Origin of the sequence: Nocardiopsis sp. B62, assembly GCF_018070675.1 — a bacterium.
In the GTDB taxonomy this organism is placed as follows: domain Bacteria; phylum Actinomycetota; class Actinomycetes; order Streptosporangiales; family Streptosporangiaceae; genus Nocardiopsis; species Nocardiopsis prasina.
In genome coordinates this window covers 143484-157423 of the sequence record NZ_JAGPXK010000001.1, presented here as the reverse complement: position 1 = coordinate 157423, position 13940 = coordinate 143484, and the positions used below count along the sequence as shown (strand labels likewise).

The window sequence follows — 13940 nt, the reverse complement described above, 5'->3', positions numbered from 1 at the left end:
GACTCTTCATGTCATCGACGGCTGGTCGGACGCCGGAACAGGGTGTTCTACTTCACAGCATCGCCCACCAAGGAGAGGTCGCGACAGAATCGACGCGACCGGACCGCACTGCGCAGGACGAGGACGAGCATGGAATTCCTGAGGCCATCCACGCTGGTGGAGGCCCTAGAGGCCAGGAGCGCCCACCCCGACGGTGTGCCCATCATGGGCGGCACCGACGTGATGGTGGAGCTGAACTTCGACAAGCGCCGCCCCTCGGCGCTGATCGACCTGACCCGGGTCCCCGAGCTGACCGAGTGGGGGGTGGACGGCGACCGCACGCGCCTGGGCGCCGGCGTTCCCTACACCCGGATCATCGAACACCTGTCGGGCCGTGCGCCCGCACTGGCCAGGGCCTCGCGGTCGGTGGCCTCCCCCCAGATCCGCAACCGGGGCACCGTCGGCGGCAACCTGGGCGGTGCCTCCCCCGCCGGGGAGGCGCACCCGCCGCTGCTGGCCACCGACGCCGAGATCGAGCTGGCCTCGGTGCGCGGCACGCGGCGTGTCCGGGCCCGCGACTTCTATCTGTCGTTCCGGACCACCGCGCTGCGGCCGGACGAACTGATCACGGCGGTCCTGCTGCCCGAGGCCGCCGGCCCCCAGCAGTTCGCCAAGATCGGCACCCGTAACGCCATGGTGATCGCGGTGACCTCCTTCAGTCTGGCTCTGGACTCCGAGCGGCGGACCGTGGGCACCGGGATCGGTTCGGCCGGCCCGACGCCGCTGCGCTCGGAGGCGGCCGAGGAGTTCCTGGAGGCCGAGTTCGACTGGGAGGACGGCCGTCCCCTCTCTGAGTCCGTGGTCCGCCGCTTCGGCGAGCTCGTGGCCGCGGCCTCCCGTCCCATCGACGACCAGCGCGGCACCGCCGAGTACCGCAGGCACGCCCTGTCGGTCATGGCGCGTCGTGCGCTGAGCTGGTCCGTCACCGACTACCGGAAGGGGTCCGCGCGATGCGCGTGAATCTGAACGTCAACGGTGAGGACGTCACCGCCGACAACGTGTGGCCGGGCGAGAGCCTGCTGTACGTGCTGCGTGAGCGCCTGGGCCTGCCGGGCAGCAAGAACGCCTGTGAGCAGGGCGAGTGCGGTTCCTGCACGGTCTACTTCGACGGTGTGACCGCGTGTTCGTGCATGATCGCCGCCGGACAGGCCGAGGGGCGCGAGGTGCGCACCGTCGAGGGTCTGGCCGAGGGGTCGGGCAAGGGCGGCGACCGGACCCTGGGCGTGGTCCAGGAGGCCTTCGTGGAGGCGGGCGCCGTCCAGTGCGGGTTCTGCACACCGGGTCTGCTGGTGCAGACCGACGACCTGCTGGAGCGCACGGTGGGCGCGGGCGGGCAAGCGCCCGGGGACGCCGAGATCCGTGAGGCGCTGGCGGGCAACCTGTGCCGCTGTACCGGGTACGAGAAGATCATCGACGCCGTGCACCTGGCGGCCGGGCGTCGTGCCGAGGAAGCGGGGAGCGGCTCATGAGCCGGACCGTCATCATCGAGCGCGCACACGTCGTGACGGTGGACGGCGCGGAGTACGCCGACGGGCACGTGGTGTCCCGGGACGGTGTGATCACCGCCGTGGGCGCGGGACCGCCGCCCCGAGTGGAGGGGGAGGTCGAGCGGATCGACGGGCGCGGCTGCGTGGCCACGCCGGGTCTGGTCAACACCCACAACCACCTGTACCAGTGGGCCACCCAGGGCCTGTTCGCTGACGGCACGCTCTTCGAGTGGCTGGTGGGCTCCTACGAGATCTGGCACCGGCTGGACGCCGACGTGGTCTCGGGGACGACCTCGGCCGGTCTGGCCCACCTGGCGCTGTCGGGGTGCACCACCGCCTCCGACCACCACTACATCTACCCGGCGGGGCGCGGCGACATCGTCGCCGCCGAGGTGGAGGCCGCCCGTGAGGTGGGCGTGCGCCTGGACCTGGCGCGCGGTTCGATGGACCGGGGGCACAGCCAGGGCGGCCTGCCCCCGGACAGCGTGGTGGAGACCCTGGAGGGCGCCCTGGCCGGTACGGCCGCGGCGATCGACGCCCACCACGACGCCTCCGCCTCGTCCATGACGCGGGTCGCGGTGGCGCCGTGTTCCCCGTTCTCGGTCTCCCGGGAGCTGATGACCGGCGCCGCCGAACTGGCCCGGGACCGGGGCGTGCGCCTGCACACCCACCTCGCCGAGACCCTCGACGAGGAGGAGCAGTGCCTGGCCGAGTTCGGGTGCACCCCCGTGGAGTACGCCGAGAAGCTCGGTTGGCTGGGCGAGGACGTGTGGTTCGCGCACGCCGTGCATCTGTCGGACGCGGCGATCGGCCGGATCGCGGCCACCGGGACCGGTATCGCGCACTGCCCGACCTCCAACGCCCGTCTGGGCGCCGGTATCTGCCGGGTTCCGGAGCTGCTGGATGCCGGGGCGAAGGTGGGCCTGGGCGTGGACGGCCCGGCGTCCAGTGAGTTGACGGGGCTGGCCGGTGAGATGCACCAGGCCCTGCTGATGGCCCGTGCCCGCAAGGGCCCCCAGGCGCTGACGGCGCGCCAGTCCCTGGAGCTGGCCACCCTGGGCGGCGCCCGGGTGCTGGGCCGCGACGCGGAACTGGGCTCGCTGACCGTCGGCAAGCAGGCCGACGTCGCCCTGTGGCGGGTGGACGGGTTCGGCCACGACGTGATCGCCGACCCGGTGGTGGCGCTGACCTTCGGCCCCGTGCCGCCCCTGGAGCGGCTCCTGGTCGGCGGGAACACCGTCGTCGACCGCGGTGAGCTGCGCACCCTGTCCGCCGAGACTGCCGCCGCGCGGGGTCGTGCGGCGCACCGATCCCTCATGCAGGAGGCGAACCGCTGATGAAGGCGACGACCGAGACCGTGACCACGGACCTGTCCAGCACCACGAAGGACGGCCTGGGCGCGAGCCCCCGCCGACCCGACGGCACGCTGAAGGTCACCGGAGAGTTCGCCTACTCCTCGGACCTGTGGATGGAGGGCATGCTGTGGGGCGCGACCCTGCGCAGCCCGCACCCGCACGCCCGCATCCTGGGCATCGACGTCACCGAGGCCCTGCGGCTGCCGGGTGTGGAGGCGGTGCTCACCCACGAGGACGTGCCCGGCGCCAAGCGCTACGGCCTGGAGTACCAGGACCAGCCGGTGCTCGCCTTCGACAAGGTGCGCTACAAGGGCGAGGCGGTGGCCGTGGTGGCCGCCGACCACCCCGAGACCGCGCGCCGGGCCATGGAGCGCGTCCGGGTGGACTACGAGGTGCTGCCCCCGGTGAGCGACTCGGTGCGGGCCGCCCACGACCCCGAGTACCCGCTCGTGCACGAGGAGGGCACCCTCCCGGTCCACGAGGAGTACCGCCAGAGCGGCAACCGGGTGCGCCACCAGCCCATCCGCAGCGGCGACTTCGCCGCGGCCGCGGAGTCGGAGCAGGAGCGGCTCCGGGTCCTGGAGCGCCTGCGCGCCGAGGCCGACGCGGTCGTGGAGACCGAGTACGAGGTGGGCATGCAGGACCAGGCCTTCCTCGGCCCGGAGTCCGGCATGGCGGTGCCCGCCGAGGACGGCGGCGTGGACCTGTACGTGGCCACGCAGTGGCTGCACGTGGACCAGAAGCAGATCGCCCCGGCCCTGGGCCTGCCCCAGGACAAGGTGCGGCTCACACTGGCCGGTGTGGGCGGCGCCTTCGGTGCCCGTGAGGACCTGTCCATGCAGATCCACGCGGCCATGCTGGCGCTGCGCACCGGCAAGCCCGTGAAGTTCGTGTACAACCGCGAGGAGTCCTTCTACGGCCACGTGCACCGGCACCCGGCCAAGATGCGCTTCGAACACGGGGCCAGGGCCGACGGCACGCTCGTGTACGCCACCCTGGAGATCATCGTGGACGGCGGCGCGTACGCGTCGGCGACCCCGGCGGTGGTGGGTGTGGCCTCCTCACTGGGTATCGGCCCCTACGAGGTCCCGCACGTGATGGTGGACGCCTACGGCGTGTACACCACCAACCCGCCGTGCGGCGCCATGCGCGGGTTCGGCGCGGTGCAGGCCTGCTTCGGCTACGAGTCGCAGATGGACAAGCTCGCGGCGGAGCTGGGCATGCACCCGGTGGCGCTGCGGGTCAAGAACGCGATGGCGCAGGGCTCCCGGATCATCACCGGCCAGGAGATCGACATGCCGCTGCCCATGGTGGAGATGCTGGAACGCGCCCGCGACCTGCCGATGCCCGTGGAACGGGCCTCGTTGGAGGACCCCTCCGACCAGCGCACCCTGCCCGGCGGCGTGGCCGGAACCACCCGCGGCGAGGGGGTGGTGCGCGGCGTGGGGTACGGGGTCGGCCTGAAGAACCTGTGCTTCTCGGAGGGCTTCGACGACTACTCCACGGCGCGGGTGCGCATGGAGATCGTGGGCGGCGAGCCGGTGGTGCTGGTGCACACGGCGGCCGCCGAGGTCGGCCAGGGGCTGGTGACGATCAAGGGACAGATCGCTCGGACCGAACTGGGGGTGGAGAAGGTGGCGATCGCCCCCTCCGACACCCAGGTGGGTTCGGCGGGTTCGTCCTCGGCCTCCCGGCAGTCGTACATGACCGGCGGCGCTGTGAAGATGGCCTGCGAGGCGGTCCGGGGGGCCGTGTTCGCGCTGGCGCGGGAGCGCGGGATCGTTCCGGCGGAGGTGGCCGACTCCGAGCTGTCGCTGGTCGGCGGCAAGGTCGTCTCGGAGAGCGCCGGGGTCCTGGTGTCCCTGGCCGACCTCCTGGGCGAGTCCGCCAGCGGCGGGACGGTCGTGGAGGAGACCCGCGAGCACCACCACCGGCCCACCGAGGTGCTCGACCCGACCCTGGGGCAGGGGGACTCGCACACGCAGTTCGGCATGTGCGTGCACCGTGCCGTGGTGGACGTGGACGTCGATCTGGGCCTAGTGAAGGTGGTGGCCCTGGACGCGGTCCAGGATGTGGGCAAGGTGCTCCACCCGCAGCAGCTGGCCGGTCAGATCCAGGGCGGCTCCGCCCAGGGGCTGGGGTTGGCGCTGATGGAGGAGATCCAGGTCAAGGACAGCGAGATCCGCAACCCGTCCTTCACCGACTACCTCATCCCGACCATCCTGGACATGCCCCCGATGCGCATCGACGTGCTGGAGCACCCGGACCCGCACGCCCCGTACGGACTGCGTGGAGCGGGCGAGCCGCCGACGCTGTCGTCGACCCCCGCGATCGTGGCCGCCGTGCGCGCCGCCACCGGGCGTCCGCTGACGCACGCGCCGGTGCGGCCGGAGGACATCGTGGGCATCGAGCTGTGACCCGTGGCCGCCGCGCGCGGCGGCCACCTCGGGCGGGGTGACGTCGTCGCCCCGTCCCCTCAGTCGCCCGCCCCGGATCTCCGACGCCCTCGGCCCCGGGGCGGGTCGTCAGGAAGGAAACGACCTGACGCCACCCAAGGTTGACTACGCGAAGTAGCGAACCCCCCACCCATGGTGCTATCCACCGTGCTCATATCCCTCCAGGAGGGGACGTGACCAAATCCAACGACACCGGCGCGCGGCCGGGCCCGCGCGCCGGTACGGATCGATCCTGGCTCGACCGGTTCTTCTTCGTCTCCGAGCGGAACTCCACGTTCGGGCAGGAGGTCCGCGGCGGACTGACCACGTTCATGGCGATGGCCTACATCATCGTCCTGAACCCGATCATCCTCGGCGGCGTGGCCGACGTGAACGGCGACCACCTGTCCGCCGCGCAGCTGACCACCATGACCGCTCTGGCCGCGGGGCTGGTCACCATCATGATGGGCGTGGTCGGCCGCGCGCCGATCGCCTGCGCGGCCGCTCTGGGCGTGATGGCGGTCGTCGCCTACCAGGCGGCACCGCAGATGGCCTGGCCCGAGGTGATGGGCCTGGTCGTGTGGCAGGGCGTCGCCATCATCCTGATGGTCGTCACCGGTGTGCGCACCGCCGTTATGAACGCGCTCCCGCACGACCTCAAGCTGGCCATCGGGGTCGGCATCGGGCTCTTCGTGTCGCTGATCGGCCTGACCAACGCGGGGTTCGTCAGCGCGAGCGACGGCGGCAGCCTGCTCCAGATCGGGGCCGCGGGCGGTGGCGGACACCTGGACGGGTGGCCCGTCATGGTGTTCGTGGTCGGGCTCGTCCTGGCCAGCGTACTGCTGGCCAGGAAGGTGCCCGGGGCGATCTTCTACGGGATCGTCGGCGCGACCGTCCTCGCCGTGGTCCTGCACTCCGCACTGCGGCTGGACCCCGGCTCCTGGGGCGGCGGCGTTCCCGCGCTGCCCTCCAGCCCGGTGTCCACGCCCGACTTCGGCCTGCTCTTCCAGGTGGACATGTTCGGCGCGTGGACCACGGCCGGGCCCACCACCGCCGGGGTCATCCTCTTCACGCTGGTGCTGGCCGGGTTCTTCGACGCCCTGGGCACCATCCTGGCGATCGGCACCAAGGCCAACATCGCCGACGCGGACGGGCAGATGCCCCGGGTGAACCAGATCCTGGTCACCGACGGCGCCGGTGCCGTGACGGGTGGTCTGACCAGCTCGTCGGCGACCCTGGTGTTCGTGGAGTCCACGGCGGGCGTGAGCGAGGGGGCGCGGACCGGTCTGGCCAGCGTGGTGACGGGTCTGCTGTTCCTGAGCGCGGTCTTCTTCGCCCCGGTGTTCGGCATGGTGCCCGCCGAGGCGGCGTCCGTGGCGATGGTGCTGGTCGGCGCCATGATGATGATGCACGTGGGACAGATCGCGTGGAAGGACGTCTCGGTGGCCATCCCGGCGTTCCTCACCATCGCGATCATGCCGTTCGCCTACGACATCGCGAGCGGGATCGGGATCGGGATCATCGCGCACACCGTGATCAAGTCGGCGCGGGGCCGGTTCGGCGAGGTCGGCTGGCTGATGTGGATCCTCAGCGCGGTGTTCGCCTTCCACTTCGCGATGCACGCCCTGGGGCTCTAGGGCCTGTTTTTCTGGATGCTTCCGCTCGTGTCGGCGGAGCCGACATCGATGCGGGCGGCCGTCTCCCCTGCTGTGCGCTGCTACGCAAGCTCCGCGGCCTCGCACAGCGGCCGCCCAGGCAATCTCTCGCCAGACGATGAGCGAGGTCAGCCCGGGGTTGGCTGTCCGAGTGATGTCGGCGCAGCGAGAGGCCGCCCGGTGGTAACGCGAGGACACCGCGCCGCAGGCGTCCGTCGAGGGTGCTGGCGGGCGACGGGTGGGAGGAATGATCCAAGGAACAGGGCCGGGGCGGGGCGGCCGCGACACGGCGGCCCCCACCTGCGCGCGGCCGGTCCGCCGTCCACCGACGGCGGCCCGGCCGTCCCCGTTCCGGAACGGAGGGTTACCGTTCCGGCTTCGACTCGGAGTCGTCCCGGTGCGCCTCGGAGGCGGGCGCGGAGACCGCGACGGTCTCCGCCTCATCGGGACGTTCCCGGTCGTCCTCCGTCTCGGTCTCCACCGGGGCGGGGGGCTCCTTGCCGTCGAGGACGGCGCGCATGCGCTCCATGTCGAGCTGCCCCTCCCACCTGGCGATGACGAAGGTGGCCACGCAGTTGCCGAGCAGGTTGATGGACACGCGCATGGTGTCCATCAGGCGGTCCGCGCCCAGGAGCAGCGCCACGCCTGCGGCCGGGAAGGCGCCCAGCGCGGTGGCGGTCGCCGACAGGGCGAGGAAGGCCGATCCGGGGACCCCTGCCATGCCCTTCGAGGTCAGCAGGAGGATGAGCACCATCATCAGCTGGTCCGCGATGCTCAGGTCCGCGCCGAAGGCCTGGGCGAGGAAGAGCGCGGCGATGGGCAGGTAGATGGCGGCGCCGTCGAGGTTGAAGGAGTACCCGGTGGGCACCACGAGGCCGGTGGTCGCCTTGGAGCAGCCCGCGTTGGTCAGCTTCTGCATGATGCGCGGCATGACCGCCTCGGAGGAGGCGGCGCCGATGGCCAGGGCGAACTCCTCCTTGGTGTAGCGCAGGAACTTCCACAGGTTGACCCCCGCCAGCACACGGGCGATGACCGCGAGGGCGAGCAGGAAGACGGCCGCCGCGGAGTAGCAGGCGATGATGAGCATGCCGAAGCTGCTGAGCGAGGACAGGCCGTAGGCGCCGATGACGAAGGCCATCGCGCCCAGGGCGCCCAGCGGGGCGACGCGCATGATCCAGCCGATGCAGGTGAAGATGACGTCGGTGAAGCGGTCGATGAGGTCGAGGATCGGCTTGCCCCGCTCCCCCAGCTTCGACAGGGCCAGCGCGACGAACACGGCGAAGAACAGCACCTGGAGGAGTGAGTTCTCGGCGAAGGCGCCGACGACGCTCTCGGGGATGACGTCCAGGAGGAACTGGGCGAACCCGGGGATCTCGCCGCCCTGGGTCACCTCCTCCAGCGCGCCGGTGTCGAGGTCGGCGGGGTTGACCTCGAAGCCCACACCGGGCTTGAGGAGGTTGGCCACGACCATGCCGTAGAGCAGCGCGAAGGCGGTCACGACCTGGAAGTACACCAGCGCCTTGATGCCGATCCGGCCCACGGCGCCCAGGTCTCCGACCTTCGCGATACCGGTGACGATCACGCAGAAGATCAGCGGGGCGATGAGCATCTTGATCAGTCGGATGAAGCCGTCGCCAAGCGGGCGCAGGCTCTCACCGAACGAGGGCCACAGGTGTCCGATCAGCACACCCACCACGACGGCGACGATCACCTGGAAGAACAGGGACCGGTAGAAGCGGGGGCGGGGGCGTTCGGGGGCTTCGGCTTCCGTGGCTGCTGCCATGCGGGCCCTCCACAGGGGGTTCATTGAATTTCGGAAACTCTATTCCTCATGGCGGAATAGAGATTCCGCCAGAGTAACGGGCGTCACATAGAACACGCAAGGAACATCGGCACAAACCGGCAGGTAACAACGGTGGCGCCTCCCAGGGCCTTTGACACCGGACTTTTCGCCGCCTTAAGTTGTCAATGTCAACTTCCGTCCCCTCCCCGGGAAGCCGCCCATGGACACCAGCGTCAACGGGGCACCCTCCCCCGACCCCGACCCCGACCCCGGCCCCGGCCTCAGCGCCGCCGACCACCTGCGCGACCGACTCGGTCTGACCGGCACCAAGATCGCCTGCGGCTCCGGCGTGTGCGGGGCCTGCACGATCCTGGTCGACGGAGCACCCACCGCCTCCTGCCTGCTCCCCGCCGACCACCTCACCGGCCGGTCCACCACCACCGTGGAGGGCCTGGACGGCGTCCACCCCGCCCAGCGCGCCCTCGCCGCCCACGACGGACTCCAGTGCGGCTACTGCACACCCGGTTTCGCCGTGGAGGCCTCGGTGTTCGTGGACACCTGGCGTGCCGAACACGGGGACACCCGCCCCGACCGCGCCGCCGTCGCCGACGCGCTGGCCGGACACCTGTGCCGCTGCGGCGCCTACGAAGGGATCTTCGCGGCCGTGGCCGCCGCCTGCGCCGGGGAGTTCGACACCGAACCCGACCAGGCCCCACCGCGCTCCGACGCACCCGACAAGGTGACCGGACGCGCCCGCTTCAGCGCGGACCACGCCCCGCCCGGCACCTGGGAGGGCGTGATCGTGCGCTCCAAGGTTGCGCACGCGCGGGTGAACAAGGTGAGCGCCGACCCCGGCCCCGACGGATCCCCTCCGCCCCTGGTGGACCTGCTCGGCGAGGAGCGCGTGGTGCGCTACGTCGGCCAGGCGATCGCGGCGGTCGCCGCTCCCACCCGGGCGCTGGCGCGGGAACGCGCCGAGGCGGTGCGGGTGGACCTCGATCCCCTGCCCTCGGTGACCGACCCCCGGACCGCGACCGCCCCCGACGCACCCGTGCTCTACCGCACCAAGGAGGAGCGCGCCGCCGCGCCCGCCTACGGTGAGGCCCCCACACCCCCGGCGCCCTGGAACGGGAACCTCCGGGGACCAGGGGTGATCAGCTGGCGCGGACCCACCGCCGTGGCACGGCTGCGCGCCGCCGGACGCCGCCGGGACCCGCTGCTGGTGGCCGAGGAGTACACCACCGCCGCCCAGGTGCACAGCCCGCTGGAGCCGCACGTGAGCGTGGCCTCCTGGGTGGACGGGGACCTGTACCTGCACGTCTCCACGCAGGCGGTGAGCAGGATCGCCGACAAGGCGGCCAGCCGATGGGGCCTTCCCCGGGAGCGGGTGCACCTGGTGGCCGAGTACGTGGGCGGCGGGTTCGGGGCCAAGAACTCGCTCTCCCCGGACGTGGTGTCCGCCGTGGAGCTGGCCCGAGTGACCGGCCACCCGGTGCGGGTGAGCCTGGACCGCTCCGAGGAGCTGACCGACGCCGGGCACCGGCCCGGGACCCGGACCCGGGTGGCCCTGCTGGCCGGAGGCGACGGTTCCCTGCGGGCGCTGAGCGTGGACTCCTACGGCGACGGCGGGGTCTCGGTGGGCTCCAGCACCGCCGCCCTGGCCGCGCTCATGTACGGGCGCTCACCCCGCCGGATGCGTGACTACGACGTGGTGACCAACCGGCCGCCGGGAGAGCCCATGCGGGGGCCGGGTGGACCACCGATGGCCTGGGCCCTGGAACAGGCCGTGGACGCCATGGCTCACCGGCTGGGCGAGGACCCCCTGGCGCTGCGCCGCCGCTGGGACGGCAACCCCAAGCGCCGGGCACTGTACGAAAGGGTCGCCGACCTTCCGCTGTGGCGGGACCGGCCGCGCGGTGCCCGCACCGGCCGGTTCCGGCGCGGAGTGGGGCTGGCCGCCGCTGGCTGGCCGTACCTGCTCGCCCCCGACGCCCGTGTGGAGCTGGTGGTGGACGGCGGTTCCCTGGTGGTGCGCTCGGCCACCCAGGACATCGGTACGGGCATCCGCGCCGTGCTCGGTGGTGTGGTCGCCGAGCGGCTCGGTGTGGACGCGGCGAACCTGCGGGTGGAGATCGGTCGGAGTTCGTCGGTGCACGGCACCGGTTCCTTCGGCAGCCGGACCACCACCTCCATGGGTCCGGCCGCCGTCGACGCCGCCGACCGGCTCCGGGAGGCCCTGCGCGAGCGCTCTCCCGACGTGCCCGCCGAGGGTCCCGTCCCCGAGCACGTGTTCAAGGAGGCGCTGGCCGCCGCCGAGGGCGTGAGCGTGGTCGGTGGGCGCCGCCGGGACCGCTGGGGTCAGCTGACCCCGAACATGGGCGACCTCGCGGTCGGGCGCGGGATGAGCGGCGCCGTCCACGTGATGGAGGTGGAGGTGGACACCCGGCTCGGCCGGGTGAGACCCACGCGTTGTTGGGCGGGGATCGCCGCCGGACGGGTCTACGAGGAACGACTGGCCCGCAACCAGTGTGAGGGGGCGGTGGTCCAGGGCGTGGGCTACGCGCTCTACGAGGAGCGGCGCGACGACCCCGCCACGGGGGTGGTGCTCTCCGACGACCTGGAGGACTACCGCCTGCCCGGGATGGGGGACGTGCCGGAGACCGAGGTGTACTTCCACGAGGAGGGGTTCGAACACGTGGTGGGCGGTGGGATCGGTCTGGGCGAGGTCTCGGTGGTGGGTGTGGCGGCGGCCCTGGGCAACGCCGTGCACGACGCCACCGGCTGGCGCCCGCACGAACTTCCGCTGCGACCGGACCGACTGATCGGAGGACTGCGTTGAGCACCACGCGAGGGCCCGTCATCCCGACCGTCACCCGCCCCACGAGTGTGGCCGGGGCCGCCCGGAACCTGGTCGACGACGGCGCGCGCCCGCGCGCCGGGGGCACCGACATCGCCGCCTGTGTGGAGGTCGGGGTGACCGCGCCCGGCCCCCTGGTGGACCTGTTGGACGTACCCGAACTGCGCGGGGTCCGATGGGCGGACGACGGCTCGGCACGGATCGGCGCGATGACCACCGTCGCCGAACTGGGCGCCGACCCGCTCCTGGCCGGGGCCTTTCCGGGGCTGACCGCCACCGCACGGGCGCTGGCCACCCCGCAGATCCGGGGCACGGCGACGGTGGGCGGCAACCTGCTCCAGCGCAACCGCTGCACCTACCTGCGCAACCCGGCCTTCGACTGTTTCCAGACCGGGGGTGACTCGTGCCCGGCCCGAACCGGTGACCACCTGCGCGGCGTGGTGGTGGACCAGGGCCCGTGCGTGGCCCCGCACCCGTCGTCGCTGGCGGTGGCGCTGCTGGCGTACGACGCGTCCGCGGTCGTGGTGGCCGGGCCGGGGGCCGGGGACGAGGCCGAACGGGGCCTGGCCGAGCTGTACGACGGCTCCGACCCCACGCGTGACCACGTGCTCGCCCCAGGCGACCTGCTGGTCGCGGTGGCCCTGCCCCGCCCGGTGCCGGGTGAGCGCGCGGCCCACCTGCGGATGGCGGGGCGTTCCAGGGCGGAGTGGCCGCTGGTCGAGGTGGTGGCCCGGCTGGAGTGCGCCGAGGAGGGGCGGGGGCCGGTGACCCGCGCGTCGGTGGCCGTGGGAGGGGTGGCCCGCACCCCGCTGCGGCTGCCCGGGCTGGAGCGGGCCCTGGTGGGTTCGGTGCCCGGTGAGGCCCTGGATGAGGGGGTGGAGCGGGCTCTGGAGGGAATCGCGGATCTCTGTTCCCCGCTGCCCGCCACCGGCTACAAGGTCCACCTGCTCCGGGACACCGTACGGGACGTCCTCGAAGACGCCCTGGAGTCACCGCGCCGGTGACACGGGCACGGAGCACGTGATCGGCAGAGCGGGTCCGGGTGGGCAGCCGCGACGTGGCGGCCCACCCGCCCCAGGTCAACCCGAGTGGTCGGCGGCGGGGAGGATGAGTTCGTCCTGACACGTGGTTCCATCGAGGTGCTCGCCGACGAGTGGAGCGCCCACGTGAAGCGGTCGCTGGCCGACGACCCGACGCGCCAGGCCGAGGAGATCCGCGGCGGAGTCGTGTGAATCCCGCACGTGAGCCGTGTGGGACGCCGCGTCGACCCGCCTGAGCGACCCCGGCACGCCCCGAGGGCCCGCCGACACGGCGGGCCCTCGGGGCCGATGTCCGGTCTGTGTCCGACCCGCGTCAGCCGCGCACGAGCGCCTGGTGGGCCAGCTCACGGCACACCACCGCGAAGTCCAGCCCGGCGGCGGCCGCCGCCATCGGGAACGTGGAGGTCTCGGTCAGCCCGGGGGCGACGTTGGTCTCCAGGAAGGTCGCCTCACCATTGGCGTCCACGATGAGGTCGGTCCGGGAGAAGTCGCGCAGCCCCAGGGTGCGGTGGGCGGTCAGGGCCACCTCGGTGGCGGCGGCGACCACGTCCTCGTCCAACCGTGCCGGGCAGAAGAACTCGGTACGACCGGCGGTGTAGCGCGCGGCGTAGTCGTACACCCCGCCGTCCGGGACGATCTCCACCGGGGGCAGGGCCACGGGGCCGTCACCGGTGTCGAGGACGCCGATGGCCAGCTCGGTGCCCTGGACCTGCTCCTCCACGAGCGCGGAGTCGCTGTAGGCGAAGCAGGACACCAGGGCGGTCGACAGCTCGCTGACCGAGGTGACGGGGGTCGCGCCGAAGGCCGATCCGCCGCGGTCCGGCTTGACGAACAGCGGCAGTCCGAGCCGGTGGGCCAGGCGGTCGAGCAGCGCCGGGGCACCCAGGTCGTGGAAGGCCGACTTGGGCAGGGTGGCGCCGCGCGGGACCCGCACGCCCTTCTCGGCGAGCAGGGCCTTGGCCGCGGGCTTGGTGTAGGCCAGGCGGCAGGCGTCGGGCCGGGCGCCCACGTAGGGAACGCCGGCCAGTTCCAGGACCTCGCGGATCGCGCCGTCCTCGCCGGCGGCTCCGTGCAGGACGGGGAAGACCACCCGGGGCGGGTCGGCGGCGAGCCGGTCCAACAGTCCGGAGTCGACGTCGGCGACCTGGACCTCGACGTCGAGTCGGCGCAGGGCCTCGGCGACGCTGCGGCCGGAGTGGACGCTCACCTCGTGTTCGGGGGACAGGCCTCCGGCGAGGACGAGGACCCGGTCAAGATCGGCCACGGCGCGGACCTCCTTCTGTGCTGTC

10 protein-coding genes are annotated in these 13940 nt (G+C 72.5%); 8 read left to right on the top strand and 2 right to left on the bottom strand.

Annotated features, from left to right (window positions below):
- The first annotated feature begins 129 nt into the window (after window positions 1-129).
- The 5 genes from KBX21_RS00685 to KBX21_RS00665 all read left to right on the top strand — a co-directional run bounded on the left by KBX21_RS00685 (window position 130) and on the right by KBX21_RS00665 (window position 6953).
- Window positions 130-999, top strand: coding sequence for a xanthine dehydrogenase family protein subunit M (locus KBX21_RS00685; RefSeq protein ID WP_049571708.1), 870 nt, complete (start codon window positions 130-132; stop codon window positions 997-999).
- A complete protein-coding gene (locus KBX21_RS00680) occupies window positions 990-1508 on the top strand; it encodes a (2Fe-2S)-binding protein (RefSeq protein ID WP_049571705.1) in 519 nt (172 codons plus the stop codon). The genes KBX21_RS00685 and KBX21_RS00680 overlap by 10 nt, the downstream gene beginning before the upstream one ends.
- On the top strand, window positions 1505-2863 hold the full coding sequence (locus KBX21_RS00675) for an 8-oxoguanine deaminase (RefSeq protein WP_210840655.1): 1359 nt from the start codon (window positions 1505-1507) through the stop codon (window positions 2861-2863). Before KBX21_RS00680 ends, KBX21_RS00675 begins: the two co-directional genes overlap by 4 nt.
- Window positions 2863-5298: a xanthine dehydrogenase subunit D gene (gene pucD / locus KBX21_RS00670; protein WP_049571698.1), complete on the top strand. Its 2436-nt coding sequence runs from the start codon at window positions 2863-2865 to the stop codon at window positions 5296-5298. Before KBX21_RS00675 ends, pucD begins: the two co-directional genes overlap by 1 nt.
- 212 nt (window positions 5299-5510) lie before the next feature.
- Window positions 5511-6953, top strand: coding sequence for an NCS2 family permease (locus KBX21_RS00665; RefSeq protein ID WP_210840654.1), 1443 nt, complete (start codon window positions 5511-5513; stop codon window positions 6951-6953).
- A 382-nt stretch (window positions 6954-7335) separates the two neighbouring features.
- Here the strand turns inward: KBX21_RS00665 and dctA are convergent, their stop codons facing one another.
- The gene (dctA, locus tag KBX21_RS00660) at window positions 7336-8754 is read right to left on the bottom strand and encodes a C4-dicarboxylate transporter DctA (RefSeq protein WP_210840653.1); all 1419 of its coding nucleotides are present in this window, start codon (window positions 8752-8754) and stop codon (window positions 7336-7338) included.
- Between the two features lie 220 nt (window positions 8755-8974).
- Here dctA and KBX21_RS00655 point away from each other — a divergent pair, with 220 nt between their 5' ends.
- The 3 genes from KBX21_RS00655 (at window position 8975) to KBX21_RS00645 (ending at window position 12843) form a co-directional block, all read left to right on the top strand.
- Window positions 8975-11593, top strand: coding sequence for a molybdopterin cofactor-binding domain-containing protein (locus tag KBX21_RS00655; RefSeq protein ID WP_210840652.1), 2619 nt, complete (start codon window positions 8975-8977; stop codon window positions 11591-11593).
- Window positions 11590-12615: an FAD binding domain-containing protein gene (locus KBX21_RS00650; RefSeq protein WP_210840651.1), complete on the top strand. Its 1026-nt coding sequence runs from the start codon at window positions 11590-11592 to the stop codon at window positions 12613-12615. The genes KBX21_RS00655 and KBX21_RS00650 overlap by 4 nt, the downstream gene beginning before the upstream one ends.
- Before the next feature lie 84 nt (window positions 12616-12699).
- The gene (locus tag KBX21_RS00645; protein ID WP_210840650.1) at window positions 12700-12843 is read left to right on the top strand and encodes a hypothetical protein; all 144 of its coding nucleotides are present in this window, start codon (window positions 12700-12702) and stop codon (window positions 12841-12843) included.
- Between the two features lie 121 nt (window positions 12844-12964).
- Here KBX21_RS00645 and KBX21_RS00640 read toward each other — a convergent pair whose 3' ends face one another.
- The gene (locus KBX21_RS00640; RefSeq protein WP_210840825.1) at window positions 12965-13915 is read right to left on the bottom strand and encodes a D-alanine--D-alanine ligase; all 951 of its coding nucleotides are present in this window, start codon (window positions 13913-13915) and stop codon (window positions 12965-12967) included.
- Between the last annotated feature and the right edge of the window lie 25 nt (window positions 13916-13940).

What these genes read in the sequence shown, in the direction of transcription:
- dctA (WP_210840653.1), bottom strand. Translation starts at nt 8,754, where the DNA reads ATGGCAGCAGCCACGGAAGCCGAAGCCCCCGAACGCCCCCGCCCCCGC.
- KBX21_RS00655 (WP_210840652.1), top strand. Translation starts at nt 8,975, where the DNA reads ATGGACACCAGCGTCAACGGGGCACCCTCCCCCGACCCCGACCCCGAC.
- KBX21_RS00680 (WP_049571705.1), top strand. Translation starts at nt 990, where the DNA reads ATGCGCGTGAATCTGAACGTCAACGGTGAGGACGTCACCGCCGACAAC.
- KBX21_RS00675 (WP_210840655.1), top strand. Translation starts at nt 1,505, where the DNA reads ATGAGCCGGACCGTCATCATCGAGCGCGCACACGTCGTGACGGTGGAC.
- pucD (WP_049571698.1), top strand. Translation starts at nt 2,863, where the DNA reads ATGAAGGCGACGACCGAGACCGTGACCACGGACCTGTCCAGCACCACG.
- KBX21_RS00685 (WP_049571708.1), top strand. Translation starts at nt 130, where the DNA reads ATGGAATTCCTGAGGCCATCCACGCTGGTGGAGGCCCTAGAGGCCAGG.